Raw genomic sequence first — 13,485 nt, forward strand, 5'->3', positions numbered from 1 at the left:
ACCCTCCGAGCAGTAGGGACGCCATGCCGGAATCCATCTTCGCCACGCACGCCTGCCTCGACTCCATCGTCCTCTACACCACCCGTGCCCAGGAGTGCAGGGACTTCTACAACGCGCTGGGCCTGGCCTTCGGAGAGGAGCCCGATCCCGTCCGGGACGGGCCGAGCCGCTACACCAGTCGGCTCCCTCTGGGGCCCGTTCTGGAGATACAGACGGCTCCTGACGGCCACGGGGCCAGCGACCTCCGGCTGAGCCTGGCCCTGGACGTCACCGAGACCGATCCTCCGCTCTCCCGTGGGGAGCACCTGCTGACCGATCCCGACGGCCGACGGGTCGACGTCACCGTCCTGTGAACCCCGTCATCCCTGGGTGAGCTTCATGGACACGTACGCGTGGAACCCGCTCCACCGGGAGTGGCCGACCTCGCGCCGCCTGTACTCGCGAAAGCCCACGCGCTCGTAGAGCCCGAGAGCGGGAGCGTTGGTGTCCTTGATGTCCTCCAGCGTGTACTCGTCGTATCCGGGCAACGAAAGGAGGTGGTGCAGCACGGCCTTGGCGGCGCCCCGCCCCCGGAAGCGCCGGGCGCTGGCGACGAACCCGATCTCGGCGCGGCCGGGTCCGGACTCGGCGGAGCCTCCTTGGAAGTGGGAACGGAACACCCGGTCCGCGACGGTGCCCCTGAACAGACCCAGGTGCTGGCGCAACGTGCGGGCGTCGTGGTCGATCGCCTCCTGCCCGCCCTCGGTGAGGCTGGCCAGCGCCGCTGGTCGGCCGTCGATGAGCGCCACGTGGAAGCGCTCCAGTACCAGCATGTGCTCCACGGCCTCGGTGAGCAGCGCCGGGTCCTTCGCGAACCAGGCCAGGTCCTCGCCGAAGCCCTCGACGAACACCTCCGCGATCGCCCTCCGGTACCCCTCGCCCAGCACGTCGCCGCGCCGGACCTCGATCACTACCGGTTCCCCGCTTTCGTCACCCATCGTTTCCCTCCTTGAGGAGCAGACCCATCACCGTGGACGTACTCGGCAGCACACACCGCTCGCCCATGGCCGAACGCATCGTCACCAGACCGTCCAACAGGGCGAAGTAGCACGACGCCAACTCGTCGGCGGGGCCCTCCCGCAGCGCGCCGCGCTCCTGGCCGCGTTCCATGAGCTCCACTGCCGCGCGGAGCAGTTCCGTGTTGCGGCTGACCAGATCGCCGACCACAGAGGGTGCGTCACCCTCCGAGCAGTCCCCCTGCGTGAACGCCTGATGCATGAGCTGGAAGAACTCGACGAAGTCCCCGGGTCCGGCCAGGTCCGACAGGAACTCGTCGGTGAAGGTCCGCAGGGAATCCACGGGGTCCTGCGAGCCCCGGAACAGCTCCACGACGGCGCCCATCCCTGTCGCGGCCTCGGCGACCAGCCCCTCGAACAGCTCCTCCTTGGTGCTGAAGTGGCGGTAGATGGAGCCGGTGCTGATACCCGCCTCCGCCGAGATTTGTCGCATGTTCACCGCGGCGAACCCCTGGCGTGCGAACAGCCGCACGGCGGCGGACCGTACCCGCTCCCGGGTGGCGGCGCGCATCGCCTCGTGCTGCTCCGGACTCCGTGGCACCGGGCCTCAACTCCCGAATTTTTGAATGAACATGTGTTCATTCTATCCTGATCGCAACCGACCCCAGGACCCGGGCCCCGCCATCCCGGCCCGCCGACCCCCGCGCCGATACCATCGGCCTCCACCGCACCCAGCCGCGACCAGGGGAGACTCATGACCAGGACGATCCGACGCGCAGTGATCCCCGCGGCCGGCATGGGATCGCGGCTCCTGCCACTCACCAAGGCCACCCCCAAGGAGATGCTCCCCGTCGGTGACAAGCCCGTCATCGAACACACCGTCCGCGAACTCGTGGCCTCGGGCATCACCGACATCACGATCGTGGTTTCCGGAGGCAAGACCCTCATCCAGGACCACTTCCGCCCCGACCCCGCGTTGGTCGAGCGTCTGCGCGGTGACGGGAAACGGGAGTACGCCGACGCCGTCGAGGAGGTCGCCGAACTGGCCCGCCTGGGACACATCACCTATCTGGACCAACACGGCCCCTACGGCAACGGGACACCGGTGCTCAACGCCTACCGGGACGCCCGCGACGAACCGGCGCTCGTCCTGTGGCCCGACGACGTCTTCGTCGCCGACGTCCCCCGCGCACAACAGCTCGTGAGCGCCTACGAGCGCACCGGCCACCCCGTGCTCGCCCTCATGCCCATGGAGCCCGAGGAATCCCGCCGCTACGGGGTGCCCCGGGTCGCCGAGGACCTGTCCGACGGACTCCTGCGCATCGACGGACTGGTGGAGAAGCCCAAGCCCGAGGACGCCCCTTCCGCCTACGCGGCCATCGGCGGCTACGTGATCACCCCCGACATCGTCGACCAGCTGCGCGCCCAGACCGAGCGCTGGTACACGCACCGCACCGGCGAGATCTACCTGACCGACGCCATCAACGCCCACGCCGCCGACCACCCGGTCTACGGACAGGTCATCCAGGGGCGCTGGTACGACACCGGCAACCCCGCCGACTACCTGGTCGCCCAGTTCGCCTCCGCCCTGGCCCACCCCGAGTACGGCCCGCTCCTGCGCCGTCTCGCCGCCCACCCCGAAACCCCCTGAGCCACGGGGGTTGCCAGGAGGTGGACCGCCCGCACGGGGGACCGGGGCCCTCTCGCCGCAGGGGACGGGCCGCACGCGTCACGCCGGACGGTCGTGCCCGGCGCCGTGCGGGCACGGTCCCCAGGGGCGCCGAACGACCGCGGAATGGCCCACGAGGGTTCTTGGGTTCAGATCAGCCCATGAGTCGTGCCCGCAGTCGAGCGAGATCCTCCTCCGCGACCCCTGCTTCCAGGAGACGGGTCCGTACGTCCAGATCCTTGAGGACGCCAAGGACACTGCCCCGCAGTGTCAGGCCACGGACCGCCAGCAAGGACTCGATCACCGGACCCTGGTCGCCCCCATGAGCATCCTGCGCCGGGATTACGCCGACGAGATTCTCAGGGGCCTGCGCGCCGAGGGCCCGGAAGTGCGCCGAGTTCTGCTGCGCCCCGACCGTGCCGCCCTGGCGGCGCGCATCGCCGACCACGACGTCGCCCCAGGGCACCCCGAGGTCAGCGAGGACGCCCGGGCCTTCCGGAGCTCCAGGGCCGAGGCGTTCTACCGTGCCCACCGGGAGTGGATGGCCGCATGGGCGGACCTGGCGGTCGACGACACCGACCTCGGCCCGTCCCAGGTGGCCGACCGGGCGCTCCGGCGGTTCCCCGAACTCACCCGGAACCGGTCCTGTCCCGACCGCCCCCGGAGAACCGTCCGACCAGGGCGTCGATCACCAGGAAGGCCAGCAGCGAGACCCCCAGCAGGGGCAGGGCCAGGCCGAGGGCCGCGCAGGACAGCACGACCGCGATCCTCAGGGGCCAGGAGAGCGCGAGGAACGCACCACGCGGATACGGCCTGCCCAGGGCCCATGCCCCGGCCCGCGAGGGCCTGCGCCGCCACCACATCCGGTAGCCCAGGACGATCACCCAGAGCAGCCCACCGCAGACGGCCGTGAGGACGAGCTGGTTGGGCACGCCGAACAGCAGCCCCATGTGGGCGTCCACACCCCAGCGGCTCAGTTTCGCCATGAGGGGGTGGTCATCGAAGCGGACGACGTCGACGACCTCGCCGGTGTCCTGGGCGACGGCGACCGAGTCCGCCTGGGTCGGCCACGAACGTTCGAGCTGGGTGACCACGTACGGAGAGGTGTGGTCGGTGGGCAGGTCGACGGTGACCCGCCCGTCGAGCCCGGCCTCCCGGGCGCTGGCCAGGACCGCGTCCGGACCGACGTCCACCCCGGGGCTGGCTGAGGGCGTCTGCGTGGACACCGCCGGGGTGGTCCACGACATCCGCTCCCGCAGGTCGGAGATGTTCGCGCCCGCGTACTGGGACCAGGTCAGGCCGGTGGCGGACAGGAACAGCAGCACCAGGAGGATCCACGCCCCCGTGGTGGCGTGCAGGGAGACCGAGCGTGCCCGCGCTCCGCGCTGGCGTCCGCGCCGTCGCCTGGCCACCCACAGCGCCAGCCCGCCCAGGGCGACCACCCCGAGCCAGCTCGCCGCGAGTTCGCTGTACAGCCGCCCGACCTCACCCAGGTGCAGCTGCCGGTGGAGCAGGTCGATCCAGGTGCGCACCGGCAGCGCGCCGCTGGTCCCGTAGCTCTCGGACACCCCCAGGACCTCGCCCGCGTGGGGGTCGACGAACACCGCCGTGCGCGCCCCGGTGCCGCTCTCGGCCAGGTCCATCAGCACCCATGTGGAGTCCTCCGGGGCGGTGGCCGGGCGTACCGAGTGCACGTTGGCGTCGGGTACCTCGGCCCGGGCGATCCGCACCTGTTCGGCCAGGGGCAGCGATCCCTCCGAGGCGGGCACCCTCAGCTGGTCGGCGTACAGCACCTGTTCGACCTGGGGCGTCCACACGTACAACAGCCCGGAGATCGTCGCCACCAGGAGGAAGGGCGCCACCAGCACGCCGGCGTAGAAGTGCAGTCGCAGCACGAGCGGCCTGAGCTGGGCCCACACGCCCGGCCTCGGCGGGGGTGCCTCGTCCTCGGTCACGGGCCTCGTGGTCTCCGGTTCCATGGGTCTCCTCTGGCGTCGCCGTCCCGGTCGACACTGATGTCGTCCGGCGGACCCGAGGAGTTCCCGAGGAAGGGAATTCGTTGCCGGAAACGCACCGAACGCCCGGATCGCACCGCGACAGCACCGGCCCTTGTTTCGCTGCCTTCGCCCCGTTCCCCCCCCCTGCTGGGAGGGACGGGGCGAAGGGTCGCGTCACGGCGGTGCCGCCCACGCGGGTCTCACCCGGCCAGGTGGGAGCGCAGGGCGTCAGCCGTCGCACCCCTCCCGGAGGCGGCCATCCGCGAGGGCGTCCCCTCGAACACCACGCGTCCGCCCTCGCTCCCCGCGCCGGGACCCAGGTCCACCACGTGGTCGGCCGCCGCCACCACGTCCATCCGGTGCTCGACGACCACCACCGTCGCGCCCTCGTCAACCATGTGGTCGAACAGGGCGACGAGCCCGGCCACGTCGCCGCCGTGCAGGCCGGTGGTGGGTTCGTCCAGCACGTACAGCCGAGCGGGTTCCGCCAGCTCGCGAGCCAACCGGAGACGCTGGCGCTCCCCGCCCGAGAGCGTGTCCAGTGACTGCCCCAGGCGCAGGTAGCCCAGCCCGACCCGTTCCATCCGGTCCAGTGCCTCGGACACCGGCCCATCGAACACCTCCCGTGCGCGCGCCGCCGTCATCGCCAGCACGTCGGCGATCGTGCGCCCGCCCAGGGTGTACGACAGTGCCCGGTCGTTGAACCGCAGTCCGCCGCAGCGCTCGCACACCGTCTCGACGTCGTCGAGGAAGGCGAGGTCGGTGACGATCACGCCGCGCCCCCGGCAGGTGGGGCAGGCGCCCGTGGAGTTGGCGCTGAACCACCCGGACGCCACCCCGTTGGCGCGGGCGAACAGCGCGCGCAGGGTGTCCTGGATCCCCAGGTAGGTCACCGGCGTGGACCGGGGACCGCCGTGCAGTGTGCCCTGGGTGAGCACCACCGCGTCCGGGCGGACCCGGGGCAGTTCCCCGTGCACCAGTGAGCTCTTGCCCGACCCCGCCACACCGGTCACGGCCGTCAGCACCCCGGTGGGCACGGACACGTCGATCCCGCGCAGGTTGTGCAGACGTGCGCCGCGCACCTCCACCGACCCGTCGGGGGTACGCGTGCGGGACCGCACCGAACGGGGCTGACGCAGGTAGCGGCCGGTGGGAGTGGCGGCGCGGCGCAGACCCTCCACGCTCCCCTCGTAGACCACCCGGCCGCCCTCGTTTCCGGCGCCCGGTCCGAGGTCCACCACGTGGTCGGCCACCGCGATCACGTCCGGGTCGTGTTCGACCACCAGCACCGTGTTGCCCTTGTCGCGCAGGCGCCGCAGCAGGCCGGTGAGCCGGTGCACGTCGGCGGGGTGCAGCCCGGAGCTGGGTTCGTCCAGCACGTAGGTCAGCCCGGTCAGGGCACCACCCAGGTGCCGCACGAGCCTTACCCGTTGGGCCTCGCCGCCGGACAGCGTGGCCGAGTGCCGGTCCAGGCTGAGGTAGCCCAGCCCCACCTCCTCCAAGCCGTGCAGTCGTTCCAGCAGCGCGGCGGTCACCGGGGCCACGCGCGGGTCGTCGATCTCCGCGATCTCGGGAGCGAGCAGGGACACCGGCAGCGCGCACAGGTCGGCGATGTTGTGCCGACCGATCCGGCAGGCCAGCGCGGCCGGGTTCAGGCGCGCGCCCTCGCACTCGGGACAGGTTCCGCGCCACACCACCCGTTCCAGCTCGTCCCGGTCCGTCTGCCTGAGTTTGGCCACGTCCAGCAGGCTGCGGGTGATGCGGGGGACCACCCCCTCGAACACCCCGGTCACCGGGAACTCGGGGTCCGGGTCCGGGGGCCTGACCCCCTCGGCGCGCAGGAGCAGGTCGCGTTCCTCGGAGGTGTAGCGGCCCACCGGCTTGCGCCGGTCGAACAGTCCCGCGTGCACGTAGCGCTTCCACCGCCAGGTCCCCGGAGCGAAGGTGCGCAGCCGGATCGCCCCCTCGTCCAAGGAGAGGGTGTCGTCCAGGAGGGCGTCGGCGTCCACGCGCCGGACGGCGCCCAGGCCCTCGCACTCCGGGCACATACCGCTGGGGTCGTTGAACGAGAACGCGGGGGAGTAACCCGCCCAGGGCCGGCCGATCCGGGAGAACAGCAGACGCAGGAGCGGGGCGAGGTCGGTGGCGGTGCCCAGGGTCGAGCGCGCGTTGCCGCCGAACCGCCTCTGGTCAACGGCGAGGGTCACGGTGAGATTCTCCAACCGGTCCGCGTCCGGCACGCCCAGGTGGGCCATGCGGCTCCGGGTGAAACTGTCGTGGGCCTCGTTGAGCTGGCGCTGGGACTCCGCCGCGATGGTGCCGTACACCAGGGACGACTTGCCCGACCCCGAAACCCCGGTGAACACGACGAGCCGTTCCCGGGGCAGGGTCAGGTCCACCCCTCTCAGGTTGTTCTCGCGGGCCCCGGTCACGGTGATCCCCGGCTTGGCGTGTGGTGTGGTGCTCATGGTGGTCACGGTAGGCGGGATTGTGGTCAGATTCTGGCCACAACTCGGCGGCGATCGGGAAGAATGCGAGCATGGCCGACACCAGTCAGCGCATGCTGCGCCTGCTCTCCCTGCTCCAGGACGGACGCGCCTGGTCCGGTGCCACCCTGACCGAGGCTCTGGGCACCAGTCCCCGGTCCATGCGGCGTGACATCGACCGCCTCCGCGAGCTCGGATACCCGGTGGAGAGCCTGCGCGGCCCCGGCGGCCACTACCGGCTGGTGGCGGGCAACGCCGTGCCGCCGCTGATGTTCGAGGACGACGAGGTGGTCACCGTGGCGCTGGGGCTGCGGATGGTCGCGGGCGGACTCAGCGGTGTCCAGGACACGGAGGAGGGCGCCGAGCGCGCCCTGGGCAAGATCGAACGGGTGCTCCCGTCCCGGTTGTCCCGGAGGGCCAGCTCCCTGGCGTCCGCGGTGGACCCCGGCCGCAGTGTCTGGCCCGGGGCGCCGGTCGACGTGCTCACCGGCCTGGGCGAGGCGGTCGCCGCCGGGCACCGGATCCGGATGACCCACCGGGGCCGCGACGGACGGGAACTCCGCCGCCACGTGGACCCCTACCGGCTGCTCCTGTTGGGGAGGCGCTGGTACCTGTTCGCCTGGGACCGGGACCGGGAGGACTGGCGGTCCTTCCGGCTGGACCGGATCAGCGGCCTCACCCCGACCCGCGCCGCGTTCACCCCGAGGGAACTCCCGGCCGAGGATCTGGCCGCGTACCTGGAGGAGGGGTTCGGCGCGGGCCGCGCCCGGCACACCGTCACGGTGGTCTTCCACGCTCCCGCGGCGCAGGTGGCCGCCCGGCTCACCCGGGTGGACGGCTCCCTGGAGGCCGTCGGTCCCGACCGCTGCCGGTACGTGGCCCGGGTGGACTCCTACGAGTGGATCGCCCTCCTGTTGGCCCTGACCGGACTGGACTTCACCGTGGAGGGGCCGGAGGAGTTCCGGACCCACACCGCCGAACTCTCCGCCCGGCTCGAACGTGCGGTCACACCCCGAACTCCGTGACGCGACCCGCCCGGGAGGTCACGGAGTGGCCGGGACCAGGTGGAGGGTGGAGGCGCGGTGGCGGTCCACGGCCTCGCGGGAGTAGGGCAGGGGGAAGTGGCGACCCCGCGCCCACAGGTCGGTGAGGTCGTCACGGTGGGGGTCACGGGGGTCCCCGGACTGGCCGGGCGCGTTGACCGCCACGGACTCGTCCCAGGAACCGACGTCCACCACGATCCGGAAGGAGGCGCCGTGGTACTGGCGGCCCGAGGAGTCCGAGGCGGTGAGGTCGACGGTGTCCGCGCTGCCGGGCCGGGCCACCCGCCGCCCCTGAGCCCACAGCGGAGGGTCGGGGAGGGCGGCCAGAGGGTGGTCCAGTCGGGCGAAGTGGTGTTCTCCCCAGTGCCAGGCGGGGCCGGGCGGACCGAGACGCTCGGCCAGGTCCCGGTGGGCCTCCCCGAGTGAGCGCGCCACCAGCGCGAGCCCCCGTTCGCTGAGGACCGCCTCCGCCAGCAGGCGCAGGCACACGCGCGGGTCGGCCGCCCGGTCCGGATCCGGGGTGAGCGCCGCGACCGCCGCCTCGACGCGGTCGGGGCCGACCAGCCCCAGCAGGCGCTCGTGTAGCAGGGCGGGGCGAAGCCGGTGCGCGAACCAGTGCTCGAAGAGGGTCGGCTGGGCCAGGTCGACCGCCATCGTCCCGTCCCAACCCCCGTCGCCCAGCAGCTCCAGCGCTTGAGCGGTCCCGGGGAAGGTGTCGGGAAGTCCGTCCAGCATGGTCAGGGCGGCGCGCGCGACCGGGCTCACGTGGTCGGCCTGGAGGCGACACGCGTCCTCGACGGTCCAGTCGGCGCGCGCCGACAGCTCCTCGGCGATGCGTTCGTAGCGCAGCGGAGCCGCCCAGTCCCGGGTCACGGTGAACGACTCCCACCCGGGCGCCCGGTGGGTGTTGTACTCGTTAGCGGAGGCGAACCACCCCTGTTCCGGCCGGTGCACGGCGGGCAGGTCCCCACCGGAGTGGAAGCCCGCCCACTCGTGGCTCCCGTCGCCGGGCACGGGAAGTGAGCCGTCCCAGTTCGGGCGCACGGGCACCCGGCCCGCCGCGATCCAGCCGAACCCCTCCGCGTCGGCGTACACCTGGTTCTCACCCGGGGCGCCCCACACCCGCAGGGCGTCGCGGAAGTCGCGGCCGTTGCGGGCCCGCATGTACTGCACGCTGCCCAGGTAGGGGGCCATCCCCGGCCCCAGCCAGGCCGCGCGCACCGCGAAGGCGGCGTTGCGCTCGGGGTCGGAGCGCACGAGCGGACCGTGCACGGTGAACTCCAGCCGCACCTCGCGGTCGGGCCCACCGCGCACCGGCACGCGTTCGGTGACCCTCTCCAGGGCCCGCCAGCCGTCGCGGTGGCGGTACCGTCCGGGGTCGTCGGGGTGGAGCTCGTAGACGTACAGGTCCTCCTGGTCGATCGGGAAGATGGTGAGCCCGAAGGCGACGTGCCCGTTGTGCCCGATCGACACCCCGGGCAGCGCGGGCTCGCCCGCGCCGATCACGTCGAACTCCGGGCAGCTCAGGTGGGTGAGGTAGCGCAACGCCGGATCGCCGACCGCCCGGTGCGGGTCGTTGGCCAGGATCGCGCGGCCGGTGGCGGTGCGCTGGGCGCCGATCACCCAGTTGTTGCTGCCGTCGGGTTCGTGCGGGGCGCGCGGCGGCGCCGCGCCGGACAGGTCCAGGGGCGCGCAGGCCAGCCGGTACACGTCCAGGACCTCGGGGTGCAGGACGTCCAGGTCCAGGCCCTCGGGGACGCGGAGCGGGCCACCGGGTTCACGGACCGCGCGCAGGTCCTCGGCCTCGGGGCCGAGGTCGCGCAGGGTGAGGGCGCGGGCCAGCTCCTTCTCCACGTTGGCGTAGAGGCCATGGGAGCGGATGCGGGCCAGGTCCTCGGGGGCCCAACGGCAGGGAGCGAACCCGAGCTCGGCGAACTCCGGTCCGAGCAGCCCGGGCTCGCGTTCGGTGAGGTCGACGTAGGCGTTGATCCCGGTGGTGAAGAGTTCGGCGATCCGGCGCACGCCCTCGCCGTACGCGGACCACTCGGCCTCCATGTCGCCCCGGTAGAGGAAGAGGCGGGCCGCGCGGTCGCGTTCCAGGTACCGCTCGCCCAGGACCTCGGAGAGCAGGCCGAGGCCGCGGCGCCGCCACAGGTCGAGCTGGAACAGCCGGTCCCGCGCGGCGGTGAAGCCCTGGGCGACGAACGCGTCGTCGGCTCCGTGCGCGCGCACGTGCGGAACGCCCCAGTGGTCGTACACCACCTCGACCGGCGAGGTGAGCCCGGCGACGACGTGGGTGTGTTCCATGGGGACCTCTCAGGACGGGGCGCGGGCCGGGCGACGGCAACAGGGGTGGCTAGCACGCTTCGTACCCTTCGAGCGCCTTTGTCACCGTGCGGAGCGGGAAGGACTTCGGTGGCGGCGACGGGAGTGGGGCCGCACGGGGGAGGGGAACGAGGGGCGAGTGTGGTCGCGCTCACGCGGGGGAGTGGCCCGGGTTCTCCGGGTTACCCGAAGCCGATTACCGACTGGTAGGTTCGCGTTGTTACCCATCGGTAGAAAGGAGTGGAGAGCCGTGCACGAGGGCGCACTGAACCGGCTCAGACCCGTCCCCCACAGCCGGTTCCGGCTCTTCGTCCTCCACCACGCGGGCGGTTCCCACCTGGGCTACCGGGGCTGGGTCCGCCATTTCCCCGAAGACTGGGAGATCTGCCTGCTGGACGCGCCCGGACGCGCCCGCAGCGCCCACGAGCCACCCCTGCGCAACGCCGAGGCCCTGGCCGAGCGCATGCACGAGGTGGTCCGCCCCGAACTCGACCGGCCCTTCGGCCTCTTCGGGCACAGCATGGGCGCGCTGGTCGCCTACGAACTCGCCCTTCGCCTGACCGACGCGGGGACGCCGCCGCTCTGGCTCGGCGCCTCCGCCTGGAGCCCCGCGCCCGGTCCCGAACGCGCCGCGCCCCGCCACCTGGTCTCCGCGGACCGTCTGCGCGAGACCATCGCCCGCATGGGCGGCACCCCCCGACGCGCTCTGGACGACCCCGACCTGTGGTCCTTCGTGGAGCCGCTGGTCCGCGCCGACCTGGAACTGGTCGACACTTGGAGTCCGACCCCCAGGGAGCGGCCGCTGAGGGTCCCGCTGTCGGTCTTCGGCGGCGCGCAGGACCGGGGCATGACCCCCGAACGTCTCGCCGGCTGGTCCGAGCACGTCGAGGGCGGCTTCGCCCACCACACCCTGCCCGGAGACCACTTCTACTTCAGCGGCCGCACAGCCGAGGTGGTCAACCGGATCACCCAGGACGTGGAACCCCTCCTGGACTGATCCGCCGACGCCCCGCCCCGGCGGCGCGGCTGCGGGGCGGGCGGCTCCTCGACCGCCCCGACCGTGTTCAGCCCACGGACCGCGTTCCGACCGCGAAGAGGTAGCCGGGTCCCTCGGCGGACAGCACCACCGTGTCGCCCAGCCGCGCCCGCACCGAGCCGTCGCTCTCCACGACCTCCAGCCCCGCCGCGTCCAGATCGCCCAGCGCGGCCGTGCGCTCCTCGTGCGGGCCGTCGGTCAGGTGCACCAGCACCACCTGCTCGCCCAGTGTCCGCAGGAACGTCATGTGGTGCTCGCCCGCGTCCAGCCAGCGCAGCCCGCCGCCCTGGAGCGCGGGCAGGTCCCGGTGCAGCGCGAGCAGGCGACGGTGGGAGTCCAGCACCCTCCGGTCCCAGTCCTGGGGACGGTGCCAGGGCATGGTGCGCCGCCCGTTCTCCCCGTCGCGCCCCTCCAGCCCGATCTCGTCCCCCGCGAACACGAAGGGAACACCCGGCAGCGCGGCCTGCGCCGCCACTCCCACCGCCTGGCGGAGGGGATCGCCCACCACGGTGCGAAACCGCGCGGAGTCGTGGGTGCTCAGGGCGTTGACGCTGTGCACGCGCACCCGCCAGGGCAGCCCCGCGTTGGTGGCCCGCATCGCCCGCACGGCCTCGACGGCCCCGCTCCTCGGGAGCGGCGCCGACGTGTGCGTGGCCGCGTACCGGACCCCTTCCGGGCCGGTGTTCAGCCAGGCCCACACCGGCCGCGTGAACCCGGCGTAGTTCATCACCCCGTGCCAGCCGTCGTGGCGGGTGTCGGGGCCGGCGTCGTAGAAGTGCTCGGCCAGCAGCCATGCCTGGGGCGCGGCCTCGCGCACCCGCGCGGCGATCTCGCCGGACACCTCGTGGTTGACGTCCTGGGCCCCCAGGCGGCCGGTCATGTTGGCCACGTCGATCCGCCAGCCGTCCAGGCCCTCGTCACCGCCCAGCCGGTCCACCAGAACGGAGTCGTCGGCCCCGTAGACGCGCTCGCGCAGGGCGGCCGAGGAGTAGTCGAGCTTGGGCAGCGTACGCACGCCGAGCCAGCTCACGTAGGAGTCGGGGTGCTCGTCGAAGTAGTAGTACCCTGCCTCCTCCGAGTCCGGGTCGGCGCTGGCCGCCAGGAACCACTCGTGCTCGTCTCCGGTGTGGTTGGTGGTGAGGTCGCCCATCACCCGCATGCCGCGCGCGTGCGCCTCGCGGGTCAGCGCGCGCAGGGCCCCGTCACCGCCGAGCAGCGGGTCCACCTCGTCGAAGCTGGAGGCGTCGTAGCGGTGCGTGGACCGGGCCGGGAAGAAGGGGGTCAGGTACACGACCCGGGCGCCGAGGTCGGCCAGGTGGTCCAGATGGCGGCGCACCCCCTCCAGGGTGCCTCCGTAGTACTCGCCGGGGGCCGCCGGGCCGGAGCCGGAGGGTTCGTCGTCCCAGGCCCGGGGCGTCGCCCACTCGGGGTGTTCTGTCGGGGCGTCCACGGAGTCGTCGTCGCGGGCGAAGCGGTCCGGAAAGATCTGGTAGACGGTGGTCCCCGGGACCCAGGAGGGCGGGTTGGGCGCGTTCACCAGCCGGAAGTCGGCGTCGTCGGTGACCTCGTGGTCGTGGGCGCCCGCCTGGTTGAGCCAGGTGTAGCGGCGCTCGCGCACGATCGCGAATCGGTAGGGGGTCACCACGGGCTGGAGGGGGATCTCGACGACGAACCAGCTCACCCCGTTCGCGTTGCTCTCCAGCGACCCCTCCACCAGGCCCGCCTCACCGTCCTCCACCACGTACGCGTACACGGAGTCCGCGCCGCCGGGGACCCGCACCCGAAGCCGTGCCCGGTCCCCGTCGAGGATCACGTGGCCGGGGGAGCCGTCGTGGTGGGGATCGTGGCTGAAGAGCATGTGGGACTCCAGGTACCGAGGGAAAGTGCAAGTCACATCATGGCAAGAAAACGTCGTCAATGCGAAAGTTCTTACG

The 13,485-nt window shown here is 72.5% G+C and carries 11 protein-coding genes; 4 read left to right on the plus strand and 7 right to left on the minus strand.

All coding sequences use genetic code 11. The features are described 5' to 3' along the window. Window positions 1–23 precede the first annotated feature (23 nt). Entirely contained in the window at window positions 24–353 is a 330-nt protein-coding gene (locus tag ADX84_RS15015; RefSeq protein WP_049574145.1) for a hypothetical protein, read from the plus strand. A 6-nt stretch (window positions 354–359) separates the two neighbouring features. On the opposite strand, the gene ADX84_RS15020 is transcribed toward ADX84_RS15015, so the two are convergent. Both ADX84_RS15020 and ADX84_RS15025 read right to left on the minus strand, forming a co-directional pair. Further along, window positions 360–977: a GNAT family N-acetyltransferase gene (locus ADX84_RS15020; RefSeq protein WP_049574148.1), complete on the minus strand. Its 618-nt coding sequence runs from the start codon at window positions 975–977 to the stop codon at window positions 360–362. Further along, window positions 970–1,596, minus strand: a complete 627-nt coding sequence (locus tag ADX84_RS15025) for a TetR/AcrR family transcriptional regulator (protein WP_234003985.1) — start codon at window positions 1,594–1,596, stop codon at window positions 970–972. Before ADX84_RS15025 ends, ADX84_RS15020 begins: the two co-directional genes overlap by 8 nt. 153 nt (window positions 1,597–1,749) lie before the next feature. Between ADX84_RS15025 and ADX84_RS15030 the strand changes: the two genes are divergently transcribed. Beyond that, window positions 1,750–2,646, plus strand: coding sequence for a UTP--glucose-1-phosphate uridylyltransferase (locus ADX84_RS15030; protein ID WP_049574156.1), 897 nt, complete (start codon window positions 1,750–1,752; stop codon window positions 2,644–2,646). A gap of 172 nt (window positions 2,647–2,818) precedes the next feature. Here the strand turns inward: ADX84_RS15030 and ADX84_RS26350 are convergent, their stop codons facing one another. From ADX84_RS26350 to ADX84_RS15045, 3 genes are all read right to left on the minus strand, one after another. Continuing rightward, window positions 2,819–3,196, minus strand: coding sequence for a hypothetical protein (locus tag ADX84_RS26350; RefSeq protein ID WP_199776599.1), 378 nt, complete (start codon window positions 3,194–3,196; stop codon window positions 2,819–2,821). A 97-nt stretch (window positions 3,197–3,293) separates the two neighbouring features. Then, a complete protein-coding gene (locus ADX84_RS15040; RefSeq protein WP_049574163.1) occupies window positions 3,294–4,643 on the minus strand; it encodes a PepSY domain-containing protein in 1,350 nt (449 codons plus the stop codon). A 218-nt stretch (window positions 4,644–4,861) separates the two neighbouring features. Next, entirely contained in the window at window positions 4,862–7,129 is a 2,268-nt protein-coding gene (locus ADX84_RS15045; RefSeq protein WP_053107297.1) for an excinuclease ABC subunit UvrA, read from the minus strand. 71 nt (window positions 7,130–7,200) lie between these two features. Here ADX84_RS15045 and ADX84_RS15050 point away from each other — a divergent pair, with 71 nt between their 5' ends. Next, window positions 7,201–8,172 (plus strand): YafY family protein, encoded by a 972-nt coding sequence (locus ADX84_RS15050; protein WP_049574166.1) that lies wholly within the window; start codon window positions 7,201–7,203, stop codon window positions 8,170–8,172. An 18-nt stretch (window positions 8,173–8,190) separates the two neighbouring features. Here the strand turns inward: ADX84_RS15050 and ADX84_RS15055 are convergent, their stop codons facing one another. Then, window positions 8,191–10,497 carry a penicillin acylase family protein gene (locus ADX84_RS15055; RefSeq protein ID WP_049574170.1) on the minus strand — a complete coding sequence of 769 codons (2,307 nt, stop codon included), beginning with the start codon at window positions 10,495–10,497 and terminating at the stop codon, window positions 8,191–8,193. A gap of 268 nt (window positions 10,498–10,765) precedes the next feature. Between ADX84_RS15055 and ADX84_RS15060 the strand changes: the two genes are divergently transcribed. Further along, a complete protein-coding gene (locus ADX84_RS15060; protein WP_049574173.1) occupies window positions 10,766–11,512 on the plus strand; it encodes a thioesterase II family protein in 747 nt (248 codons plus the stop codon). Between the two features lie 67 nt (window positions 11,513–11,579). On the opposite strand, the gene ADX84_RS15065 is transcribed toward ADX84_RS15060, so the two are convergent. Beyond that, entirely contained in the window at window positions 11,580–13,409 is a 1,830-nt protein-coding gene (locus ADX84_RS15065) for a glycoside hydrolase family 13 protein (protein ID WP_049574176.1), read from the minus strand. Window positions 13,410–13,485 lie beyond the last annotated feature (76 nt).

The sequence above is a fragment of the Nocardiopsis sp. SBT366 genome (assembly GCF_001083815.1).
Classification (GTDB): domain Bacteria; phylum Actinomycetota; class Actinomycetes; order Streptosporangiales; family Streptosporangiaceae; genus Nocardiopsis; species Nocardiopsis prasina.

Excerpts from the sequence above, each read along its gene's own strand:
- ADX84_RS15050 (WP_049574166.1), top strand. The coding sequence starts at position 7,201 with ATGGCCGACACCAGTCAGCGCATGCTGCGCCTGCTCTCCCTGCTCCAG.
- ADX84_RS15030 (WP_049574156.1), top strand. The coding sequence starts at position 1,750 with ATGACCAGGACGATCCGACGCGCAGTGATCCCCGCGGCCGGCATGGGA.
- ADX84_RS15055 (WP_049574170.1), bottom strand. The coding sequence starts at position 10,497 with ATGGAACACACCCACGTCGTCGCCGGGCTCACCTCGCCGGTCGAGGTG.
- ADX84_RS15045 (WP_053107297.1), bottom strand. The coding sequence starts at position 7,129 with ATGAGCACCACACCACACGCCAAGCCGGGGATCACCGTGACCGGGGCC.
- ADX84_RS15040 (WP_049574163.1), bottom strand. The coding sequence starts at position 4,643 with ATGGAACCGGAGACCACGAGGCCCGTGACCGAGGACGAGGCACCCCCG.
- ADX84_RS15015 (WP_049574145.1), top strand. The coding sequence starts at position 24 with ATGCCGGAATCCATCTTCGCCACGCACGCCTGCCTCGACTCCATCGTC.
- ADX84_RS15020 (WP_049574148.1), bottom strand. The coding sequence starts at position 977 with ATGGGTGACGAAAGCGGGGAACCGGTAGTGATCGAGGTCCGGCGCGGC.
- ADX84_RS15065 (WP_049574176.1), bottom strand. The coding sequence starts at position 13,409 with ATGCTCTTCAGCCACGATCCCCACCACGACGGCTCCCCCGGCCACGTG.